This window comes from Legionella sp. JM-2024 (assembly GCF_055389095.1).
Window position 1 is genome coordinate 2,453,773 of the sequence record NZ_AP039388.1, and the last position, 24,738, is coordinate 2,478,510.

Sequence of the window (24,738 nt, forward strand, 5' to 3'; positions counted from 1 at the left end):
TTAATATCGCCTATTTCTTCGTATAAAAAGCGATCTCATCAAGCGAGTATAGCCGGTTTCTCATTAGAACACTTGAATGGTTATTAAGCACAACAGGGCTTAGATGAATGAGACTTGATTTTAGAACTGCAGTATTTTCAGAAATAGGAAAATTGGGGCTTTAAATCAAAATGCAGTACACATTCATCCTACAGAGCTAGATCTCGTTAATTCATACCCTTATTCTTTAACTCCTTTAGTGTATTCTGATTTTTTTAAATGCACTCCTTTTAAAACTTGAGGTGCTTTTGTAAACTAAATATCAACGTATGGCAATCATATTGCTCTTTTGTAAAATTTCAACCTTTATCTGTTGGAAGTTCAGAATATTTGATTGGGAGAGTGATAATAAATTCACTACCTTTTCCTGGGATACTGTTAATTGAAATAGTTCCGTGATGCTCCTGAATAATACTGTATGAAATGGACAAACCTAACCCTGTCCCTTTCCCAATGGGTTTTGTAGTAAAAAAAGGTTCAAAAATCCTAGCCATCGTTTCTTTACTCATGCCAATGCCTGTATCACGAATACTAATTAAGATTTGATCATTGCCCTTGCAGGTAGTAGTAATAGTAATTTCCCCCTGTTCAGGAATTGCATACGCTGCGTTGGTGAGGATATTCATAAATACTTGATTGATTTTTCCTGGAAAACATTCTACCTTGGGAATCTCTTCATAGTTTTTTTTGACAGTAATTCGATCGCGAAATTGATTGTGCAATAAAGCTAAGGTGGAATCGATGTTCTCATGAATATTAACGTGTTTCAGCTCTCCTTCATCAAGCCGCGAAAAAGTGCGTAGATCTTTTACAATATTTGCTGTGCGTTTTGCACCTTCTTCAATACCGTCAAGTAAATTATGAGTTTCTTGTAAAGTAAAAGGCAGATCAATTTCATCGCTATATTTTGAGATTTCCAGTATTTTATCTTTTATTGATGTTTCAGGGGTAATTTCTTCATATTTATTTAATAGTTGTATAATATCTTTAATATCATTTTTCAACGGGCCGATATTAGCAGAAATAAAATTGACTGGGTTGTTGATTTCATGCGCGATTCCTGCAGTTAATATCCCTAAAGAAGACATTTTTTCCGCTTGGATTAATTGAGCCTCTGCTTGTTTTAAGGTATCTAAGGCATTATTAAGCTGGATGTTTTTTTCATTAAGATCTTGTGTTCGTTGTTCCACACGTGATTCCAGCTCGATGTTCGCTTGTAGGAGCTCTTGCTGTGCTTTTCTGCGTTCAGCAATCACAGCAGATAAGATTAATGTAGTAAAAAATATGACCGCAACAAATGCTTGTATCAGTAATAAGCTGGTAAAAATATCAACAACATGAAATTCCTTATAGCCATGTATCTCAAGCCAAAGGACAGAAATAGATATTAAAAATGCTATAGTTGTTGCTAATCGGGTACTGAAACGTACAGCAGACCATATACAGAAAAGTAATAAAACATAAGCCAAAGGATAATTCAACATATAGAGTATACTAATAGTACAAGCTAATAAACCGATTAAAATTATGTACTCAAGAAATTCCTTCGAGTTGAAAGTAAGTTTTTCATGGTACCAGGTCATAATAAGGGGTGTCATTATTACAATACCTATAACATTCGTTATCCCCCAAATAAGCCAATAGTAAATAATGAGCTCTGGTTTAATTAAACCGAATAGCGCCAATGAAGAGGTGCTTATGGTGCAAGTGGTAAGGGACAAGAGAGCAGCCCCAAATATAAAAATTAAGAGATCTCTGACTGTATAGAATGGCGTTTTGGTATGAGTATAATATTGAATAAATTGAGCAACCCAGAGTACCAGTAACCCATAGCTAAATCCTATTAATATAGATGCAACCCAGTTTTGCCAGGACATCGGGTCACTTAGTACAGCAGTCCCAACTGCTTCGGCAATGACTATCCCGAGAAAAACATTCTTTCCATACCAAAGCACCATAGCCAGTGCCATACCCAACGGAAGCCAAATGGGTGTCATAATGGTATTTGGAATAATCCAAATATTACTCACAATCCCACCTATTGTGTAAAAAAAAGCGGCAATTATATTCTGGTACCAGAACCCCCATGTTTTTGTTGTATTGAAGCTCATGTTTTCTTTCCAAGTACTCTATAAAGCTTGAGTTTTTCCTCTTTACCTCGAATCACTTGAGGCTCTAATTCTTCAACCAGAATTTCATTAGCAATAGGCTTAAAGGTAGTTTCGCTGATCAATAAAGTATTGGGGTTGGCTTTGGTTAGTTCTTCGATTCGTGATGCGGTATTTACGGTATCGCCGATAACAGTATATTCCATATGTTCACTAGTACCCACATTGCCAGAGATTACCTCTCCCGTATTAACACCAATTCCTATAGCGAGATCACGGCCTATTTCATCACGGTATTTGTCGTTGAATTCTTTTAGTGCATCGATCATTGCTAATCCGGCAAACACAGCATTCAACTGATTATCAATATGCGAAACAGGGGCACCGAATAAAGCCAAGATTCCATCGCCAATTAATTTATTAACACTGCCATGATAATCCCCTATTTTTTGGGTCATTAACTCAAAATAGGCATTAAGCAGTTCCACAGATTTATCAGGACCCAGCTCACCCGATATTGAAGTAAATTGGCGTATGTCTGCAAACATGACTGAAATAATACGGTATTCACCGCGAGTTAAGGGATCTTCTCCCTGATCATTTAAAATGTCATCGACTACATTTTTGGGTACGTACTTTTGAAACAACTCCATAATCCGTTTTTGATATAATACTTCATGATTCAGTTTTTCAATCAAAGACAACCGCTCTTCTTCAAGACTCAGCATCTTCAGACCGCTATCAATACTAATTTTTAATTCGACCGGATCCCATGGCTTAGTAATATAACGAAATACTCGACCCGTATTGATGGCTTTAATAATTGCCTCGACATCAGTAAAACCTGTTAAAATCATGCGAATGGTATTGGGATACTCAGGAATAATGGATTCTAAAAATTGTACTCCTGTCATCTCTGGCATTCTTTGATCTGTAATAACTATTTGAATATTATTGTGGCGCATAATATCTATACCTTCGCGTCCAGAGGTGGCAGTAAACACGTTAAAATGACGACGAAATGTCGCAACAAAAGCAGTAAGATTATTCGCTTCATCATCAACATAAAGGATATTACTTTTTTCTTTATCCATAAAAAAACTCTTTTAGAGGCAAACTATAGACTCTATAGATATTTATAGCCTTAGCTCATCACTTTGGCCAGTTTCAGTTTTTGAAATAAAAAGAGATTCTTTATTTCTTTGGGTCTAATTGGCATGGCTCTGTCGCTAATGTTGTCTGAAAATAGGGATTACCTATTAATTTTGGTGAAATAAGAAGTGCTCATCGTTATATCAAACAATTAAATAGTAGCTGCTTGGTGGAACATACATCGTGCAAAAAATATTATCGCTCTGCAAATTGCTCGAGCTAATGTTTTGGGGGGCACACTATCAGTGCTACTTAAAGAAAAAAACGCAGCTTTAATCACACCTTTTAAATTTTAATTTTGAGACATCAAGGCCGCAATTTAATGTGGTCAATCAACAATGGTACCGAAATTGGTTTTCTATAACCAATATAATTTTTTTCATCTCCACAAGGGGGGGTCGTCCGCTTAAATCCAAGATGTTCATAAAATCCTTGCGCATTCCTATTGGTTCTATGCGTCTCTAAAGTAATAGTTTCAAAATCAGGAAATCGACTTTCAATACTCTCAATAGCGATTCTACCCAAGCCTAGTGCTCCCTCTTTTTTATTGGATTTAATGGGTTGAAATGGTTTAATCGCCAAAAATTTGATGTATATCTCTTTATTACTTTGTAAGCGACAAGTCACAAAACCAACTGTTACATCATTAACCAAAATAGTGGCGAAAGAAGAAATATTTCTTTCTTTTTCTAAAGTCTGTATTTCCTCTGAAAATAATTCTTCCAGCCATGCTTTTTTCTTTATCTCGGAAATTCCCAATTCTCTTTCGGGAATATTCTGATGGGCACTAAGGAAAGCAGTCATATAGATACCCTTCAATTTCTTTATCAAAAATGGATCAAGTGTCTGATTCCATTCGACAGAAATGACGGACGATTGTTTTCCTGTTTTCGCCCAAAATAAAGATGGCATCAATCACTCTAATTACATAATAAAATATACAAATTGTAACAATAATATATAAATAGATCAATTATATGAATAGGGAATATGAAGGAATTTAAACTGTGCTAATTGGTAATGGAAAAGATTATTTTTGCCATGAACTCAATTTTAAACAAATTTAAAACGTAAATTTTTAATATCAAATGCATTTTCAGGACGAAAAAAAGAATTTAATATATGAAAAAGAAATACTTTTACCTAGAATTAGTCCTTCTATCGTTTAAAAATACCGATGTAACAATATTCTCAATGCCTGCCTAAACCTGTCGGTGCGTTGAGAATATTGTTACATCGCAATACATTGATTTAATACCGATTGAAAGGGCTTCGAACCATGGCATCATAGGTTGAAGCCCTCTGAGCACCCTGATTTTATGGGTTGTAGCTAATAGATTTTTCTTGCTCCTCCTCTTCCTTTTTCAGTAAGCTGAAAAAGCGAAGAGTGTGTTCCAGTGAACTGGTATTTTTCATTGTCTCCATTACACCTTGATTCAAGTTGATTTTATCTTCTGTTTCCACTACAGAGTGTACTTGAATTCCTTGTGCTTGCCATTGCTGCAACACTTTACCCATACCTAATTGAATAAGTAATTCGTGTTGTTCTTCTGTAAATAGAAACTGCTTTGGATTTTGCACATATTGTTGTAACAATTCGAAACATTTATTGATGTAATCACTGTCCTGATTATTAATAAACTCATCGAGGTCATTGTTCTTAACCTTCGCCAATTGCGTCAAAACCACAATAAGCATAATGAATTTGGTCGCATCTGTTGACGTTGTTAATGATTGTTCAACTTGAATCACTTTACGGGTAAAAGGACAAATAACTTCTTCTGGACTTAAATCAAGCCCATTATCATCACGTAATTTTTTTCGCTGTGTTTCTAACTCCACCATCTGCTGAATAATTAATTCTTCAAGGTATTGAGGCAGTGCTTTGAATTCAGATGACATATCGTGTGAGTTTAAAATGGTTAGATAATCATCGACCAAATGTGCTTTGTCCTCATGGACCATCTCCTTAAGATCTTTGATAATATTTATCGATAACTGTTCATCTTTTTTTGCAGTATTAAGCACCTGTATTAAACCTAAATGCAGCACATTGCATGTCATGCGTATTTCAGCTCTGTTCATGCCTTTCTCTACAAGACATCGTAAAATATCCTTTAGAGCCTTTTCATAAGGCTTATCCATATCGCTGCTATTAACCACCATAGCAATATAGCTTGTATCCTGTGGCGCTTTCTTTATAAATTGACGACTCTCCTCCATCTGTTTTGACATTTCCTTCAAGCTGCCAGCTGACATCAATCTTAATCGCTCAGCCTCTCGATAGGAAACAAAAACAGGGTCGTCAGGAATGACAAGGGATGCCGGATCAACAAGATGATTAACAAAATCCTCAATTTGAACACTAAAGTTCGACAGTTCGACATTTTCCAGCCACTTATACATATTAATCTCCAATGTCATTAAACTTTAATCATTCTATTTCCTTTCAAATCTAATTGTCTATAGCCCAGAATAGTCAGAGTAGATATATATTTCATAAAAATCATTACACATGAGAGTTATCTTGCGCAATTTAAGAGATCTCTGCATTGACCCGGGAGCCAGGTATTTGTTACTAATTACACATATTAACCCAGCTAGTAATCCCTGTGATCGGATCAGTAACCCTTGATACAGGACACGCTGTAAACATAGGTGCCATACCAGGTGCTGGTGAAGAACATACGGAAGGACAAGGGTGATCCAGATCATTTTGACTGGCACATAGTTGAATGTCTGTGGGGTCACAGTTGCATTTGCAGGCTGCTTGTAATTGTAGAGAAAATAAGCAAATAATTAATATTATGACTGCTTTCATCTGGAAATCCTTTTAAATATGAATAATGTCATTTAGCACTAAGTCAACGATATTAAGTTGTATGTGTATATTATTTTAGCATATTAACGGGAACAGCAAGCAATGATATGGGCCCATCCTCACTCTTAAACAGCCATTAGATGGGGTCAAAATATTTTTGTTTCTAAGAACAAAAAACAGAATGGTTTGCCAACGGTACCAATATAAGTGTCAAATGCCATGATTAGTAAAGAGAAATGGGAGAAACTAACAGAGTGGATGGCGAAGCTTTGTATTAATGAAGCTGATCTTGTCGAAAAATTTATCCTGGGCAGTGGTAAGGGAGGACAGAAGTTGCATAAAACGGCATCAACGGTCTACTTGAAACATGTCCCCTCTGCTCTGGAGATTAAGTGTCAGTACTCCAGAAGCCGTGAGGATAACCGCTATTTTGCAAGAGTACGACTTTGTGAAAAATTGCACTCGATATTGAGTGATGAAGAAACAAAAGAACAGCAAAGAATAGAAAAAGTAAAACGTCAAAAGAAACGACGATCAAGACGAGCCAAGCAAAAAATATTAGATGAAAAATCCAGGCAAAGCCAGCTCAAGATGTTTAGAAAAAAACCTCAAACCTATGAGTAGAGGGTCATTCCTCAGGGAAAAGCACTTAAACGTGACGTAATTGTGGGCACAATGATTTGCCTTAATACCTCAAAAACTCTCATTAACTCATATTCTTTGATACGTTAGCCACTCCAGGATAATCCTCAGATAATACAAAAATCATTAATTAGTTTATTTATTCTTTATTGAACCCTGGTTTGTAAATAGACAGCCTTCATTTTCCTCATTATACTCCGCATTTTAATAATGGAGTCAAATATGGTACGGGATGTAGAAGCACGAGTATCAAAATATTGGTTTTTGAATGCTAAAAATAGTAGAAAAGAAATTCGAAATATAAAAGAGATCAAGAAACTTGGCGCTAATATAATATCTAAATGTCAAAATATACTTACATTAACAGATGATCCTTATTGCAAAGAACAATTAAATTTGATTATTCGTAATACAACAAATCTTATGACATTAACATCAAAAACATCAACAAAAAATCCAACAGAAAATGATGATAAAATTATAGAGGCTTGCAGAGAACTCCAGACCAATATTCTAAGTATCCCTGCAACTATCCACACTCCTACAGACTTAGCGACTGCAAGCTATAGGCTTGCACAGGCATGTCTATACATCCTTGTATTAAGTGCCGCTTTAGCTATTGGAGCAACATTCGGAGCCTGGTATTTTGGTTTCTTAACAGCGACCTACTTTACTGATACTCTGGCCGTTGCACTTGCTAGTATTGGAATTCCTGGTGTATGCCTGGGCTTGTTTTCTTACGGGGTATATTCTGTACAAAAAAATCCAGTGGAAGCGCAATTTAACGACTTAGTAGAGAACATTGACCTGTTCTGCAAAGAAATAGTTCAATTTGATGAGGAATACGAAAGGCCTCAGTCTCCTCAACTCTAACAAAATAAAATAACCTCGCAAAGTGGAATATGAATAAGAAGCATAAAGATCTCTATGCGACCAATGGAATCTATGATCAAGCCTATTGAGAGGTGGGCAAATATGGGTTGTATTGTCTAACCTAAAAAAAACCCAATCGCTCTTGTAGCTCTGAGGGTAAGTCCTTTAATAACCTGTCTTTTGGAATTTGAGCAAGATTGAGGTAATTGCGACATTGAAATAATGAAATCTTAAGAAGAGAAGGAACTTTTATAATGCCAAATTTTCTGAGAAGATTGGCTTCGTCTTTTGGATTTTTTCCCCTGAATACATTGTTACCATCTTCATCTCGAAAAATAATATGATTGAGTTGAGGCATAATCTCCTTAAGGGCCTTACATTGTTCAATAGACCAGGTTTTAATTTCAGAGAAGCTTAAATAAATAGTTTGAACATGGGGTAATGTCCCGCGTAATCTTTCTATGTTTTCTGGAAACTTCAAGTTGTTCTTGGTTAAATCAAGCAACGTTACATTTGGTGGAATTCCAGCAAAAGCTATCGCTAATTCATCGCCTGATATTTTGTCAAGATTATTTTGACTTAAATCCAATGAAGTTACACTCTGGGGAATTCTCGCAAAGATTTTTGCCAGTTCATTGCCTGACTTTATCTCTAGGTCACTCCAGCCTGTATCTAAGCCTATATTGATATAGAGTGAAGACGAATTCGAAAAATTCTCTGCAAAGAATTTTGTTAATTCATTATCTGTTTTATTATCAAGATCGAGAGTCACTCCTGAGAGTTTATTCAAATCTAATAATGTATATGGCATTGTCTAAATCATCTTTCTTGATTGCAAGCAACAAACAAGTTATTGCAACTTATTTAAGTATAATAATATATTTCTAGTCATATTTATCGATTACAACAATCAATAGATTAAGACTGTTCAAATTTGATTTGACCATTAAGCTCTTCTATTTGATCTAGAATCTTTAAAAATTTTTCTCCAAAGGGAGTTACAGAATACTCGACTCTGGGGGGTATTTCATTAAACGTGTTTTTGCTGAGGATGCCAAATTCCAAATTCTTCCTTAAGCATTGGTTTAAAACTTTCGTTGAAAGTCCTTCAACACTTCGTACCATTTCTCCAGGGCGATTGATTCCGTTTCTCAAAAGGAAATAGATAGTCAGAGACCATTTACAACCATAAATAGCCTCTACTATTGATCCAGTTTTAAGAGGCGCTTTTCTTTGTATTAATTTTTTTTCATACATTTCAATAATTTGTACCATAAAGTATTTAGTAAACCCAAAAGTGCTTACTTTTTTTAATATTGTAGATCTTTAATACTTGATTGGACAGAATTTTATATTAATCAGGAGAGTAAATGTTTAATCAAGATTTAGCCATTATTGTTGGGGGTTCCAGTGGTATGGGACTTGAAACAGCAAAAAAACTTTCAAATAATCGTCTGGATATATTAATCATTGGAAGAGATAAACCAAAACTACAAAATGCTGCAGTTGAAATAGAAAAGTTTGGTTCAAAAGTAGAAATTTTGGTTCTTGATCTTTATGACAAAAAACAGATTTCTCAATTTATGAATAAAATAAAAGATGAAACTCGAAGAGTGAAATATCTTGTAAATGCTGCCGGTTATTTCAAGCCCATCAGTTTTTTAGAACATAAAGAAGAGGATTACGATCTTCAGGTAAAGCTTAATAAGTCATTCTTTTTTATCACTCAGGCAGTAGCAGAAAATATGAAAAAAAATGGTGGGGGGGCTATCGTCAATATCGGTTCTATGTGGGCAAGCCAAGCAATTAAATCAACACCCTCTTCAGCTTATTCCATGCAAAAGGCAGGCCTACATTCACTTACCCAACATTTAGCTATGGAACTCGCAGAATACAATATAAGAGTAAATGCTGTAGCACCAGCAGTGGTAGTGACTCCTATCTATAAGTCATTTATTGAAGAAGATAAAATTGAGGAGTCGTTACAAGATTTTAATAAGTTTCATCCTATTGGCAGGATAGGCAGGACAACTGATGTCGCCGATGCGATCGACTTCCTTTTGTCAGAAAAATCAAGCTGGATCACAGGCGAGATCATGAATATCGATGGGGGTGTGATGGCAGGAAGAAATTAATTGGACGGAAAATAGAGAAGTATAATTAATTATCAATATACATTTTTTATTTATGCCAATTTGATTTCATTAAAAATTGATTCACGGCTGTAGTGGTATATACCACTACAGCACTATCAAGCAATATTGCCATAAATAAGGATAAACGCCTGAGAAAGCACGATAGAAACTGATAAAAAAAGCAAAAGTAGCCAAATTGGTATCATAAAAGCAAGATAAACTATGTGGATTGTTAGCAACTTAGTTGCAGGAGCACCAAGAGCAGTGCAATAAGATACACAAAAATGGTCATACGATGAAGAATTTCATCTATATAGAGATATAGCAATCCTCTAAAGCCCAAAAAATACCAGATTTCAGGTTATTAAATATGAAATATTTTATACAAAGGCAGTGGGACAGAAATTATTTTTTTATTAAACAGCCAGCTCATTAAATACCCTGTCAATCCAATCCTCCTGAAATATAAGCTTCATTTCAATCAATCAAAAGAGTAGATGAGTCTATAGCCATAACCACTTTTCTGATTGGAACGCCCTAAATTTGACGTAGCCAACCATATTCAAACTGACCAAACATTCACCAAAACAACCTAACTGTTAATAATTTGTTAATTTTATGGGCGTATATTTACAGATAAGGAATTATTATTTCTGTAGGTATTAAGAGCAAATCACATTAAATCATATTGCTCTATACTTAGATAGATAGGGTAAATTGTATATATAATGGTAATTATGTTAACTGTTTTTAATGGTTTGTCGTCATTTTATTGTTGGAATGGTGGGATATGCACTTAACCGATTTGACAAAGTTTTCTCTTATAACGAGAAAAGTTCAACATCTCATACTTCGAATAACTCACAGTAAGTTAGTTATAAAAATATCACATAAAGGACAAAGATATATAAGGGGAGCGAGGAGTTACAAATGAGTAAATACGCCAAAGAAATCGCCGATATATTTTCCAGTCTCGAGTTACAGCAAATTGATTTGTTTGCAGAAAAACTAGGTATTGATGAAATCAAAATATTGCATTCAGAAGTTCTTCCAAAGATACAGGATTTAGATCGCAGAAGATATCTAAAAAAAACATTAACCGAACGCGAAAAACAAATTGGACAAAGCTCTGAAAAAAGTGAAGTTATTTCAAATATAAGTGTAAGTGACCAGCTGAAAGGAGTATATGAAGATCTCACAGCTGCAATCATCTCAGCGCTGACTCATGAGGAAACAAGAAAACTCTTTCTGGAAAGAGCGGATGATGACGAACTATTTGTCCTTGAACGTAAACTAAGTACCCACAAAAATGAGCAAGAAACATTATATCTTGCTTTAGAAACTGAAATAAAACGACGAAAACAAGAGAGCCCAGAGCAATCCAAAAACGACAAAGAAAAGTATAAAGAGGATTGGAGAAAAAAACATGGCGATCTTCAATGGGAATCCAATATATGGAAAAACATAATAAAGGATATCAAGCAAGTCAATTTAGAGGTTAAGAGAAAAACTCAAGTTGAAAAACCTCCAGTTTTAGAACCACAAAAAACCCAAAAATCCTTTTTATCCAGAGTATGGACCGCTATAAAAAATTTCTTTACTCGAGCCTTTAGTTTTTTAAGTCCTAAAAAACCATCTGGACGCGATAAACAAAAAGAACCCTATAAAATCGAAATCTCGGAAAAAGAGCAAGAGTCTATAGACGAACTGCGAAAGCAAGGAGCACAACATGTGGCTGAGGTCACTGGGGTAGTAAAAGTTGGAGAAGGAAAGAAACGTACTAAAGAAAATATAATATCGTCTATGAGATCTCGTTTTGGAATGGTACTAGCATCACAGATGGTCTCTGGAACAAAAAATAAAAATCACAGAGACTTGTTTACTGTTGTAGAGTCTTTATCAAAACCAGAGGATACTGATACAACGATTGAAACAATACATGATGCAATTAAAAGCGTCACATCAGATGTAAAGGAAGATCATCCCTTAAAAGGTGAGCATGCTTGTTCTATAGGAGGATATGCCGAGCTTGTTACGGCATTTGAATCAGAAGTCGTTAGAAATTTAGTGCAATCACCAGAAGGCTATAGTCAATATGGATTACAGTTATCAGAAGAAGAAAAGGAAAAGATCGATAGGTACTATGAAAACATGGAAAGATCACGAGATCTAACCCATGCTTTGTCTGAAGTCTGTTCTTCCTGGGGAGGATATGAAGAAGATAAAAAAAATCACGGATATAAAAAAGGAGAAAAATTTACTGAAAAACAAAAAGAATTTGAAGATAAACTGACATTAGCCACTAAGGCATTACAACAAGCATGCGCCAAATTGAAGGATGGAGAGTCATTGTACTTAGAAACAGGCTTGGAAGGCCATGCCATGCAACTTGTAATTAAAAGGACAGGAAATGAATTTAAATTATCTACTTACGACTCCTCAGGTGCATTAGAAAATACATCACTTAGCAAAGGTATTATTGGTTTAGTAAAACTATTTTTCATGGGTAATGAAACCATGAAAAAGAACGCCTATACATTTTCCGTTCCCCAAGAGCGTTTAATTTCTAAAGAAGGGGGCGATTATCTAAGCTATTTAATCCGTACTAATTCAATGGCTGGCTGGGCTCAAACACATATAGAGCATAACCTCAAGCATACAACAATGGAAGAACGAAGTCACATGGGATGGTTTCGTCAGCTTTTGGCTCTAAATCAACAGTCTTACATATACTCAAATTATATGGAGCACTTTGGCTCTCTTGCTTCTCCAGATGCTCCGCCAAAATTCGAAGAGTTGTTACAGCGTCCACAAAATACACAAAACTGCTTTGCTAAAAAAGCGCAATCATGTGAGTTATACGAACTTGGCAAACCCACTTATAAAAAACTTAGACTTGCCATGTTGCTCGAACAAAGAAAAGGGCTTCTTGACGATATAAAGGCTGGTGAAAACTATTTTATTGGCATGGAATATGCGCCTATGTTAAAAAATATTGAGCCAGAATACCTTTCTCCATCTGAATTGTATGAAATATCAATGCGCTTATGTGAGGTGAAAGAACCTCCTTCAAAAGAATATTATCAGAAATTTTTTCAAGCTCTACTGGATGCCAGAGAGAAATTGGCGCAAGTTGATAATAAAGACAATCAATTAGCCATCAAGCGTATAGATGAGAAAATCGCAAGTCATGCCAAATCTTATTATTTATATTTAAAGAAAGGAAATCGCCAAAAAGAGATTGACGAAATCTTCTCCCCCGAAGTATCCAGCAAAGGCAGCTCGTTTAACTGGAAATCCGGGGTAATGCCTTTAAAAACAGATTTAAGTGGAAAAATTGATTCGCAAGCATTGGAGAAAATCAGTGAATATGCGGCTGCTCAAGCTTGGAAAGCTACAATTCAGTTAATCAATCATCAGATAAAGAAACTAAGCGTTAATGAGCGATATATTCATTCACCAAGTGAACGCTTATCAAACATAGGTTATTTAAGAGCATCCCGAAAAGTCACTTTAAAGGATTTGGAAAATGCAAATATTGTTACCTTCACCACAGGCTTCACCAGAAAAGAAGATACTAAAATAGAAATCAATGTTGGAGGTAAACGAAAAGAAATTGATAAAGCGGCTTTCTTTAAATTGGTTGTGAAGCATAAAGAGTCTTTAACTAATCCCAAAGTCATTGGTCTTTTAGATTATTTGCGGAACTCATCACCAGAAGTTGAAAAAAAATATGCAAAAGAAGTCTATCCAATACAACGTAAAGCGTTTATAAATAAACTTGAAGAAAATATCAATAAAACAGCCCAATCTCTACAATTAGCGATTGACAGACTCTCCAAAAACCTAAAAAAATTGGAGCCGATACTTGCTACTGTTGAAGAAAACATTCGATTAATTAGTCAAGAAATTCTGGAAGAACAGCAAAATAGCAAGGGAAAAAGTTCAATAAAATTAAAAAATTTAGAATTGCGCCTGGATCTACTCAAAAAAGAACGTGAAGAAATTGAAAGCTTACAACGTTCTGTTTCAACTAAAATTCAAAACCTTCAAGGAGGCGCAGAAGTTGAGGGCTCATCAGAGAATAGAATTGCCCGAGCAACACAGATACTTGAAAAATTAAGAGCTAATGATAAAGACTTACGGACTATTAATGCAGTAAATCATGCATTTGCAAAAGCACAATCTGAACTTGAAAATGTCGAGAAGCACTTAGAGCAAACGATAAAAACTTTTGAAGTGGATGATATTGAAAATGAAATCAATGATCGGGTTGAACAAATCAATCACTATCGTCAAAAAGTAATTAATAATCATCTACAAACCAATGCAGAGTATAGGATATTAGACGAGCTGTCCGCTGGCAGAATGGGAACAGAAAAAGACCGAAACAGGGATATGTACCGTCAATCCACATCGGAAAGAATCGAATTTCTCAAACAGGGAAAAAATACGTTCCTTCCAGGTTCAGTGTTTCATGAAATCCAAAGTTTAAACCAACAACTGAAAGCGCGAGTCAGTGGGATAGTAGAGCGCAAGGTCATATTAGGCTCCAATATTTCTGATACTGGGACAATGACCTCTCTTGAAAGTGCCAATAAAGAATATATAAAGCTTGATCAACAAGCACAAGAAATCAGTAAACAACCCGTTCCGAAAGAAATTAAAGAGGAATGGGTTCTAAAAATGTTTGATATCTGGTTAAAACATGAAAGTCCCGATCGTTTATACAGTATGCAAAAGAAACATGAGTCTGATCTCATTTTTGGTATTAACCAGGCTTTTCATCATTTTATCGAGCAAAAAGCCAACATTAAATATGCATCACTCAAAGAAGCAGGATATCCAATAGACCTTAATCAAGACCTGATTGATAAAACGAATTGGAAACCCATCAGCGATATGGAATTGGAAGCATTCCATGACAAACGCCAAAAAGCAGCTCAGTTTATCTTGGCACGATTTAAAAAAGCTATGAGCGGAATTGTATCTAAACCAAAAGAAAAAACTCCTGCCCCTGAGTCTGTTCAGCTAAAGAGTCAAGATTTGGTGGCCCAACATGATATCTCTTTGGATACTGAAGATTTTGTACCTCCCAAAGTGACCTTTTTAGCAAAATCAGAACGAGCATTGGATGGAAATACATTAAAATTTTTAAGAGAAAATCCAATACCTGCTCCTAAAGGGGTATCTCAAGAGCAATGCGAACAATATTGTAATGAGGTAAAAAACTACCTGCATAAATTAAAATCTCATAGTGGCTTAGAGAATAAAGCACAGCGCATTACCGAATTTTGTCATTCATCCGTCGCCAAGATCTTTGATTTACCCTATCCTCCACCACAAGATTTGGCACTGGAGATTGCCAATACAATGATTGATCGCTACAGAGATAGTGAGAATTCACTTACAGAATCATTCATGAAATTAGAGAACAATCAAAGGGATCAAATTTTAACGTCTTTAATCAAACTGAGTTTGTCACAAATTGCTCTGGTTGATTCTAAAAAAACCAAAGTCAACTCCCAATTCTATTCTACGATCAAACAATGGGAAAAACTGATCGTGCCTCCCGATGAGGCCATATCAAGAAAGATTTCAATGTTATCTCCTGGAGGCACTAAACCGGAAGATATTTCCCTCTTAAAAGAAGTCGATTTGGCACTTCACGAATCACCTGTTGGTCTTGAAGGAATATATGAGGGGCAAAAAGGACTACAAATCGCTTTAACTTCTTATGGAAAAGAAAAAATAGTAGAGGGAGTCGATTCAAATCTACGCAAATTAGCCGATCGCCTGGGTATGCGCAATGGTGATGCTTTGCTAGCTCGGCAATTTATTGATTTTTATTCCAACTCAAAGCTTCTTCTTTCGAGTGATGGAATTAATAGTACGCAAGGTCGAGAGCTGTTTTCAAGAGCCATATTAGATGCATTTCAACATGCCACAAGTGATGAAAAACATCAACTCTTAAATTTTTTAAAGACATTACATTTTGATGATGAAAATGAGCCATGCAAACTAAAAATACCTCATGATGTGTTTCTTGATGAGGTTTTAATGAGGTGTGCCAATATTGACCCCGAATTATTCGAAGAAAACACCAAGGCTAAAACTCATAATGCCAAAGCAACAGAATCATTTATTGCATCATTAACTGACATCTCCAGCGAAGATGGAGTGGATAGATTATTGGGATTTGCCAAAGAAATTAACCTGCTTTCTCTGAAAATTGAGCATGCTCTGCTTGAAAAACCAGTAGATACTGAAGTTTTGGATAAGCTTTATGTACAATTAATATGTTCCAATTTAGCCTATCAGCTCATTCTCGATCAGGCGTCTGAAGATATTCTTTCCAGTCTTAACGATAATTTTGAATACACCAGGGAAATGTCTTTAGTTCAAGCCAATATGAATAAGCTACAAGAAAATCTCATTCAATTTTCTAGTAACTTACAGATCAATAAGCGCGCCTCATTATTCGATACCGTTTTTAATGAATATATACGCGAGCAAAAATTTGATGGGCCAAAAGTAACGATTACATCCCCATCTTCCTCAGACATTCCTGGCTTTATTGCTTTAGGAGGCAACAAGAGCCTGGATGTATTACACGGTGTTGTTTATGTTGGTAATAACAAATTAGGAGTGATGCCTGCCTTCATGCAATCCCATATCGCATTACAAGAATTAGGTATTAATAATCTTCCATTTAAACCGCAGGATGGAGGATATGTTTACATCGAAGGTAAGAAAGTCAAGGCATCAGTTATGCAACTTGGTGAGGGTGATCTTATCGTCCAAAGAGAATTGAGAACTTTAGACGGCCATACTGAAATGCTTCAGTATATCTCTCCAGAGAAAATGGATTCAGTACCGATGTCATTAAAGCGAAGACTGAATGCTGAACATTTCTTTATAGACTCTAAAGGCACAATACATGCTTATACATCTGACTTTAAACCAATTTTAAAATTATCCTATCTGGAGGAAAAATGGAGTGGTCTCTTATTAGATCATAATGGTAATAAAACGTCTATAACTCCTGAAAGTACTGGTAAATTATCTTTGATTCAGGATTTATCCCGAATTTTCCCACGTAGTGAAATGATTGGTGTGGATAATAACACGGTTTATGTACCCTCAATTGCCAAATATCTAATTCACAACGATAAAACTGGTCATTATCTTATTGCAGAGAGTCTTACTGACAAAACATCAAGAAGACATCTTAAAGTAACGAAGCAAGGAAGTGCATACACGGAAAAAGAATTGACTGATTCTGAATCGGAAGAAGTTCGAATATTGGGTGAACAAATCAAGGAATTACAAAAAGAACTCTCTTCAATCACCGAATCTGATTTATTGAGTAAACAAGCCAGAAGTAAAATTGAGAAGAAAATTCAGGATTGCAACTCTCGAATTAAAGAAATCACTACTCCAGAATATTTTGTATTTGCTCCTGATTCAGAACAAATTAAATTGCTTGAAAAAGAACTTTTAAAATTAAGAAAGGAAATGCAAGAAGCCTATATTAATTTTAAAGAAGGAGGAAAGGATAAAGAGAAATTAGCGACTCAGTATGAAAAAGCTAAAGAAGCTTATTTACAAAGCAAAAAAACACTGCAAAAAGCTTATGCTGAATCCACTCATTTGCGAACCTTTGATGTTAAAGAGGGCATATTAAAAGCCAAAGATTTTCACAGTATTCTTCATGTTGGATCAATAGCGGGTAAAACAGATGTTTTAACCAGATTATTAGGAGCTAACGTACCTAAATCCCCCTTAAAACCCAAAGAATTGGAAGAATTAAGAAACCTTAAATCCCAATATCAAAAAAAACGTCAATTGACTATGGAAGACCGATTTGCCTTGATTATGCTGGTTGGTACTGAACTACAACATCATTTATTAGAAAGAGGAGCTTCCGTAACCGGTAAATTAGACGGTTGGGATAAGTCTGCTTATACCAAATTATTGAAAGAGTTCTCTGAAGAAGTAAAACAAGTCAATAACCTATCTGGAAAGCTGCCATTAGGTGATTTTTCTGAGTTGTGGAGAGAAATACAATCCGAATTTACCTCAGATAAAGAATTACAAGGGCTATTTTCCAAACCAATAACTGTAGTTGAAACAGGTGAGAAAAAACCAGTCAGTATCAATACAAAAACTACCAATATGCCTATTGAATCTATAGGTGGCCGAACTTTGGTTCAATTTACTTTATATGAAGATCCACATTCACTCATTGATGAAGAACAAGTAACGCTTGAAAAGCGTTTGCGTGGTTTAGAGGAATTTGGAGAATCCATTCAAGCCCAGGAAGAAGGTTATTATTATGAAAACTATGGCTTGTTTAATACCAACACTCTTGAAAAATTATTTAGTGTGACCTCTGAACATGACGGAATTGGCGGATTAACTAAAGAGCAGGTTGCAACGCTGTTTCAATTGATGCAAGACCAAGGATGGGTACGTCCAGTCAAAGACATGGACAACAAGTATCAATTAACCAAACATCCCAGTGAGTTTTATTCTTCTGCGAAAATTGCGAGCTATCTGACTGAAGTCGGTTTTAGTAAAAGTCAAATCAATACTATTTCTGATAGGCTTGAAATATTTTTGTATCAAACAGCAGTCAGTGGAGGAAGCTATTCAATAAAATCAGGCCATAAAGAAGAATTGATCGAAAAAGTCAAGGAAGAACAAGAAAAATGCAATATGGAGTATTTAGAGGCTTTAGACAGGATTGAATCCACATTAGCCAAAGCGTCTTCAACAATCACAATGGCTGATTTGAATTCGGCTTATCTCTTAAACGATTACAGCAGTATTCTTTCCTATTTCCCCGAAGAAGAGCGGGCTCAAATTGAGATTGTCCTGAATAACGGCATGACTCGACTATTGTATTACAAAACCGAGTTAGATCACTTAAATGATGTACAAAATACATTCAAAATAGGACAAGATGGCAAAGCCATTGCGATGTTGCATACCAGAAGAAACTATCAATTAGACAAACTTCTTGATTCTGAACGTGCCTTAGAGAACCCTTCTTCAGAGAAAGAAATCTTAAGGTTTGAGCAAGATCGAAAAATGCAACGAGCCTTCCTGCTTTTTGAATCTGAATTTGGCCATCGTTGCAACGCACGCCAAGTGAACATTTTCCGTGGCCTCCTGCTTGATGATGAAACTGATCCTGATAAAATTGATTCTGCTCAAGCCAGAATGGGATTTGGCAAGACATCACTCTTGCCTTTAGTTGCCTTGTACAAAACAGGTGACAAACTGGTTCGTTTTATAGTGCCTAAATCAGCACTTGAAACCAACACATCAGATATGTCTATCACGTTGAATAATTTACTAGGCCGTCGAGCGGTAAAAGATGATTTTCAACGTTATCGAATAGAGACTGACCCTGAACCTAATATGGGAGAAAAAAGTCCCCGATTAAAATCATTACAAGATGCAAAAGCAGACTTGCAAAAGAGACTTGCCCTGTATCAAAGAGTCAGAGACCATCGAGAAGTACTGGTCCAGGCACCCAGTGTGCGTAACTCTATGGAGTGTCAAGCCAAGATTTTCCTGGATATGTTGCTGAAGGTCACTAACGAGCCATTGCAACAGAAAGAACTCATGGAGTGTATTTCATTACTGAATGGAATTCGTTCATTAACCACCATTTCAGTCTTTGATGAATTAGATGCCACTCAAGATCCTAATACAACTGAGGTGAATTACACTTCTGGTGAAAAAATCCCTCTTCCGCCCTCTGAAATTTATCCATTAGAAGTAATTACACAAACGATAGGTAAGACAGAAGATAAATCAGTCGAGCATTTGGCTGAGGTATTATTAAACCAGTTTGGTATTAAAGATGAAGACAAGAGTATTCTTAAATACATTACGTCGTTACAAGTCAAACAACCCTCTTCCGTGGTTTCATCAAACAGTACCGAAATTTATTTAATGCGTGCTATTCTGACTGATCCAATCATGCTAAGCATCTTTACTGAAAAAGAACCAGGTACAGACTTTGGTGTTTGGTTTGAAAATGCGAAAGATGGCTCAAAATTGTATGATTACGATGCGCTTAAAACAGGGAAAGATGAATCCAAAACACCATTATTAATAGCAATTCCCTACTCTGCTGCCAATACACCAAAACCTCAAGGCTCAAGGTTTGATAATCCAGAGGTTACGGCGATCACGACCTTATTGTATTATCTTGATTCCAGGACAGAAATCAATGAAATACCTCACTTGGAGTTTTTAATTGACTCCTTTAAAAAGGGTCTTGGACAAGATTCCTTTTTAACACCTTCAGGAGATACCCTTGATCCTGAATTTAAAATACTTTTTGCTGAGATAAAAGAATTAGCAGAAATAGAAGATCCACTGATTAGGAATGAAGAAAGAAAAAAATATTTTGATGAACTAGACAAACGAATTAAAAATGGGGAAATCCCACCCAACGCATTTAGAAAAATGTTGGCTCGCACGATTATTCAAGAACAGATCAAATTTGATTCTGGAAAAGCAAACAGTAATCGCTATGAGATGGGAACAACGAATGATACTGTGATTGGATTTTCAGGAACCGCAGGGGATACCTCTTCTCATTTTAAAGAAAACATGCTGGACCCTGCTGCCGATGGGAATATGACTTTGGGTATTATGGGACGCAAGAACTGTCAAGCGACCATTCCACTGGATACAACCAGTTTTGCTAAAAAGGGCGAGGATTACACTACTGTTTTAATTAAACAGTTAGCAGAATCTTTTTCACCCAATACCAGAGCATTGATCGATGTAGGTGGTTTATGTAAAACATCGAATCGTGCAGTTGCCAAAGAAATTGCACTTCAATTAAAGAGTAAAGGCAGTAAACTCAAAGGGGTCATTTTCTACGATGATGTAACGAATACGAAAAAGCTTTTAGTTTTAGACTCTCATAATAAGGAAAAGATAGTTGATTTAACTCCAGAGATGGTATCTGAATCTGACCTCAAAGGAAGTTATTTTACTTATTATGATCAAAGCCACTCACGAGGAGCAGACATCAAGCAAATGGATGGTGCCCATGCTGTATTGACTTTAAATTTCTCAGTAACGAATAATGACTACAAACAAGCCATTATGAGAATGAGAAAGATTGTCGATAAAACATTAGGTCAATCCTTCTCCACAGCAGTTCCTGATAATGTACGAGAAAAAATCATCAGTGAACTGAAGCTTGACAAAAAACATACCCTTACAGGGAATGACATTGCCTTTTGGTTAAGACAAAAAGAGCTTCAAAATAATTTAAACAATGTTTCACTGCTTATGGGGGAATTGGATTCCATCATCAAAAATGCCATTTTACAACAACAGGCAGAACTGACCAAGCTTATGTCGAGCTCTGAATTGTCTGAAGAGCAAATCGAAGCATTCCGTGAATGCATCAAAGCATTAAATGATATTTCTCCTTTTATTTCTGGCAGTAACACAGATTTACACGTTAAATACGGTAAAATCTATGGTAATGTCAAGAGAGAAGACTTTGTCAAAGATTTAAAAGAATCCTTCGAGAAACGATTGACTACTGTATTTGATGTAGTTAATAGAGCCAGGGAAACCATGGAGCTTCCTCTGGTCACTGATAAGACACCATATCTAGATATGGAAAAACGAATCATCCAAAAACGTGAATCTCAATTAAGTCCTGAATTTATTATACCCTCTACAACAGGCAATGCGTTGACGGAAGCCCATTCTGAAACTGAAAGCCAATCCGAGAGTCAATCACAAAGTCAAAGTCAAAGCCAAACACAAACTCACTCATTTTCTGAAGTTGCAAATGAGGAAGTAGTTGTTGAAGTTCAATTAAGAAAACATGAGATCCCCTTTGAGCCGGTTTCTATTAGTTATTTATCCAAGAATGAAGACATAGACGAATTACCCCTGGCTAGTAAAATGCCTCATATGACCAATCTGTTTAATGAAGATGATCCTATCAGGTGCAGTCCTGCCTATATGGAGCGCCTATCCATGGAGCAGAAGCAACCATTACCTCCTGTCCGTTATTTTCTGGCTCGTGAAGAAGGTAATCCAAAAGTTATTTTAATTAACCAGGACGAAGCAAATATATTTAAAGCATCACCTGTTTCTCCATGGAGTTTATACGACATCCGATTAAAGAAAGAGGATACGATTGCCCCTATCACAGGACCATCCATTGAGTCTTTAAAAGGGTCACTTCTCAAAAAATTGTATTTTTCATCTTTCAGATATCAAATCACGGGAAACGATGTTGACTCATTAGCCAAATCCCTTGATGGAATTTTTACCCCTGAGCAACTTAAACCTTCATTGAATATGGAGTTTAAAGAAACTAAAAATATCTCTGAAGAAGATACCATTTTTAAATTGCCCAAGTGGGGTTTTTATGGAGAAAATCAACAGAATATTTCACTTAAAATTGAACAAACTCAATTACAATTCGAAGAAAAATATGAAAAGAGAGGCGTTACTATATCTGTTGGCGAAGGAGAAGAAAAAGCTGAGGTATTTATCTCTGCAAAATTAAATAAACGAATTTTGGGTGTAACAGAAAAACAAGAGGTACCATCTGAGCGACCAAAACTTAAGACAGTTGTAGAGCAGATTAACAAAGACTATGACTCCGCCATGAAAGAAAGAAAAGAGCTTAGAGAGGAGTTACGAGTACTCAAAGAAACCAAGAAAAAAGTAATTGATGATTTTGACAAACAAATAAAAGAATTAGAAGATAAGAAAGAGAAAGCACTCACCGAGGCAAAAAATAAAATAGAGACAACCTTTGTCAGTGCAATGAAATCTTATCTAAATTGTAGAAACACTCATGAAGATTTTCTATCCGATAATATAGGCACGTTTTGTTTACAAAAGGTAGGAAACAGCAAAACATTAGGACTTAAAATTTTTGGAAAAACATTTACTGATGGATTAGATGGAGCAGCAACATATTGTTGTAATGAGCTTTATAAAGAAAATAAAAATAAAAAATTGACCTCCGAAGAATTAGATGAAAAATTAAACTCATACATTGACACTATTTTTCATGCAACAGAAGAAAGGTATCTTGAATTCACCTCATATAAAAACTATAACACGATGATTGAAGCCATGCACGCTGCTTCCAAAATTCAACCACCAAAGAATCAATCAAGGAAACAGAAAAAGCAAAAGAAAGGTTCACATTATGAAGTACGAATTGGCTCAGAAGACTTGCAATATGCATTAAGATGTCAATTATATGACCTGGATTTGATGGATGATATTACATCAGAAGGTAAAGAAGATAAGAAGAAACCCAAAAAATGGGATAGCTTTGTTACTGCGATTAAAGAAGAAATCGTCAATTTGAGAGGTAAAGACCCCCTGTCTATCGATGAATTTTATCAAAAAATACTGGATAGAGTTAAGAGATTTGCAACAGAGAATGATATGGATGTTGATGAACTTACTGGACAAGTCATGCCCAGACTATGTTATTCCCTAAATGCTAACCCCAGTAAAGAAAAAAATATTGAAGCCTTTAAGAGTGACATAACTAATGTCATTAAAAAACGTTTTCTGGAGGCTACAACTACTCCGTCTGAGGAGCAAACAGAGTTCTTTACACAACTTCATGACGTTGTAAAAGAAAAAATTGATACCCATGATTATGAAATACCCCCAATCCTTTTAGACTATGATAAAGCACCTGTTTCTCTTGAGGAGATAAAAGAAGAAGTTAAACAAGCATTAGAAAAGCAAGGCATTCGAACGATTCCGAAAGAAATTGATTTTCTTGCTAAACAATCTGCAGCATTTCTGGCAGGACGCAAAAGAACACAGGAAATTTTAGAACACTATAGGCCTGTTGAGGATCGATCTAGCGAGTTAGAACCTATAGAAGGTCAAGACGCCTGGTTTTTTGAATCCACTTTTGAGCTATTGACAGAACTGGATAAAGAAACCTTACCTATTCAACAACAGATAGACGAAGCTAAGGAACAGAAAAAAGCACAACTGGCCAAACTAGAAGAGCAACATGTTGTACTTCGAGAAAAGTTGGAAAAAAATAATGAAAAAGTCACTGTACTCAAAGGTGAAAAATCCGCTTTAAACAAATTACTTTCCGGCATTAGAAAACTGCTGTCTATTTTCTCTAGTAAGCAAGTGAATGTAGAACAAGATGACCCTGTTGATTTCCTTGATTCTCATTTTGATTTAGGCAAGATAATTAGTGATGATGTTTCAGCTTCTGTAACACTCACTTTTACGCCACCAGAATTTTACGATGTAGAAGAAGACATGGATGAACAGCTCGTACATATGCACGGTCTTGATGAAACTGAAAATACAGCCCAAAAATCTCTGGATAAAGCCGTTGAAATAGTTAGGGGATCAGCTGGAGTGATCCAGGAAAGAGAATGCAGCGTAGTCCATGAGCTGCAAATCCAAAAGACAGTCCGCCCAACTGTAGAAGTAGAAATAGAAGATCCGATGAAAACAAAAAAGGGTGTTATTCTGGATGTTTCTGAGATTGAGGCCGAACCCATTAAAAAAGAGGGTGGAATACCGCTACAAATTGAGGAAGAGCAAGTGAAAACCAGGACAGATAATGTTCCTGATGTTTCTGAAGTTGAGGCTGAACTGCTTAAAGAAGAGGGAGAAACGCAACTACAAAGTAAGGTAGTTACCCGCACAACATTATTTAAAGAATATAAAGAGGAAGTGCACAAAATTAAAGGTACTGATGATAAAAAAGTGGACAAAACGATTCAGGTTAAATCATAATCCTGGAGCGCCATAAAATTTAAATAGTACAGTTAATATTTGACTAAAAATATATTAAGTATTTTTATTTATATACAATATCTACATCCCGCGGCTCGTCCGCGGGATACGGCAATCTCCCAGCATCTCTGGATTCCAATCTCGGTATGGCCAAGGTTAT

11 protein-coding genes are annotated in these 24,738 nt (G+C 35.8%); 4 read left to right on the forward strand and 7 right to left on the reverse strand.

Annotated elements, in window-relative coordinates:
* Nucleotides 1-338: 338 nt before the first annotated feature.
* The 5 genes from ACZ5EK_RS10860 to ACZ5EK_RS10880 form a co-directional block, all read right to left on the reverse strand.
* Nucleotides 339-2,150, reverse strand: coding sequence for an ATP-binding protein (locus tag ACZ5EK_RS10860; RefSeq protein ID WP_464429567.1), 1,812 nt, complete (start codon nucleotides 2,148-2,150; stop codon nucleotides 339-341).
* The gene (locus ACZ5EK_RS10865; protein ID WP_464429568.1) at nucleotides 2,147-3,241 is read right to left on the reverse strand and encodes an adenylate/guanylate cyclase domain-containing protein; all 1,095 of its coding nucleotides are present in this window, start codon (nucleotides 3,239-3,241) and stop codon (nucleotides 2,147-2,149) included. The genes ACZ5EK_RS10860 and ACZ5EK_RS10865 overlap by 4 nt, the downstream gene beginning before the upstream one ends.
* A 364-nt stretch (nucleotides 3,242-3,605) precedes the next feature.
* Nucleotides 3,606-4,211 carry a GNAT family N-acetyltransferase gene (locus tag ACZ5EK_RS10870; protein ID WP_464429570.1) on the reverse strand — a complete coding sequence of 202 codons (606 nt, stop codon included), beginning with the start codon at nucleotides 4,209-4,211 and terminating at the stop codon, nucleotides 3,606-3,608.
* Nucleotides 4,212-4,616: 405 nt separating this feature from the next.
* Complete coding sequence (locus tag ACZ5EK_RS10875; RefSeq protein WP_464429571.1) at nucleotides 4,617-5,705, reverse strand: hypothetical protein; 1,089 nt, start codon at nucleotides 5,703-5,705, stop codon at nucleotides 4,617-4,619.
* 172 nt (nucleotides 5,706-5,877) lie between these two features.
* Entirely contained in the window at nucleotides 5,878-6,120 is a 243-nt protein-coding gene (locus ACZ5EK_RS10880) for a hypothetical protein (RefSeq protein WP_464429573.1), read from the reverse strand.
* 219 nt (nucleotides 6,121-6,339) lie between these two features.
* Between ACZ5EK_RS10880 and ACZ5EK_RS10885 the strand changes: the two genes are divergently transcribed.
* On the forward strand, nucleotides 6,340-6,744 hold the full coding sequence (locus ACZ5EK_RS10885; RefSeq protein ID WP_464429574.1) for a peptide chain release factor family protein: 405 nt from the start codon (nucleotides 6,340-6,342) through the stop codon (nucleotides 6,742-6,744).
* A gap of 240 nt (nucleotides 6,745-6,984) precedes the next feature.
* Nucleotides 6,985-7,635 (forward strand): hypothetical protein, encoded by a 651-nt coding sequence (locus ACZ5EK_RS10890; protein WP_464429575.1) that lies wholly within the window; start codon nucleotides 6,985-6,987, stop codon nucleotides 7,633-7,635.
* A 121-nt stretch (nucleotides 7,636-7,756) separates the two neighbouring features.
* On the opposite strand, the gene ACZ5EK_RS10895 is transcribed toward ACZ5EK_RS10890, so the two are convergent.
* On the reverse strand, nucleotides 7,757-8,446 hold the full coding sequence (locus tag ACZ5EK_RS10895) for a hypothetical protein (protein WP_464429576.1): 690 nt from the start codon (nucleotides 8,444-8,446) through the stop codon (nucleotides 7,757-7,759).
* Nucleotides 8,447-8,553: 107 nt separating this feature from the next.
* The gene (locus tag ACZ5EK_RS10900; protein ID WP_464429577.1) at nucleotides 8,554-8,910 is read right to left on the reverse strand and encodes a winged helix-turn-helix transcriptional regulator; all 357 of its coding nucleotides are present in this window, start codon (nucleotides 8,908-8,910) and stop codon (nucleotides 8,554-8,556) included.
* 95 nt (nucleotides 8,911-9,005) lie between these two features.
* On the opposite strand from ACZ5EK_RS10900, the gene ACZ5EK_RS10905 reads away from it, so the two are divergent.
* Complete coding sequence (locus tag ACZ5EK_RS10905) at nucleotides 9,006-9,770, forward strand: SDR family NAD(P)-dependent oxidoreductase (protein ID WP_464429578.1); 765 nt, start codon at nucleotides 9,006-9,008, stop codon at nucleotides 9,768-9,770.
* Nucleotides 9,771-10,700: 930 nt separating this feature from the next.
* Nucleotides 10,701-24,578 (forward strand): hypothetical protein, encoded by a 13,878-nt coding sequence (locus ACZ5EK_RS10910; protein WP_464429579.1) that lies wholly within the window; start codon nucleotides 10,701-10,703, stop codon nucleotides 24,576-24,578.
* Nucleotides 24,579-24,738: the final 160 nt, after the last annotated feature.

Coding starts and splice junctions, on each gene's coding strand:
- ACZ5EK_RS10860 (WP_464429567.1), bottom strand. CDS start 2,150: ATGAGCTTCAATACAACAAAAACATGGGGGTTCTGGTACCAGAATATA.
- ACZ5EK_RS10865 (WP_464429568.1), bottom strand. CDS start 3,241: ATGGATAAAGAAAAAAGTAATATCCTTTATGTTGATGATGAAGCGAAT.
- ACZ5EK_RS10870 (WP_464429570.1), bottom strand. CDS start 4,211: ATGCCATCTTTATTTTGGGCGAAAACAGGAAAACAATCGTCCGTCATT.
- ACZ5EK_RS10875 (WP_464429571.1), bottom strand. CDS start 5,705: ATGTATAAGTGGCTGGAAAATGTCGAACTGTCGAACTTTAGTGTTCAA.
- ACZ5EK_RS10880 (WP_464429573.1), bottom strand. CDS start 6,120: ATGAAAGCAGTCATAATATTAATTATTTGCTTATTTTCTCTACAATTA.
- ACZ5EK_RS10885 (WP_464429574.1), top strand. CDS start 6,340: ATGATTAGTAAAGAGAAATGGGAGAAACTAACAGAGTGGATGGCGAAG.
- ACZ5EK_RS10890 (WP_464429575.1), top strand. CDS start 6,985: ATGGTACGGGATGTAGAAGCACGAGTATCAAAATATTGGTTTTTGAAT.
- ACZ5EK_RS10895 (WP_464429576.1), bottom strand. CDS start 8,446: ATGCCATATACATTATTAGATTTGAATAAACTCTCAGGAGTGACTCTC.
- ACZ5EK_RS10900 (WP_464429577.1), bottom strand. CDS start 8,910: ATGGTACAAATTATTGAAATGTATGAAAAAAAATTAATACAAAGAAAA.
- ACZ5EK_RS10905 (WP_464429578.1), top strand. CDS start 9,006: ATGTTTAATCAAGATTTAGCCATTATTGTTGGGGGTTCCAGTGGTATG.
- ACZ5EK_RS10910 (WP_464429579.1), top strand. CDS start 10,701: ATGAGTAAATACGCCAAAGAAATCGCCGATATATTTTCCAGTCTCGAG.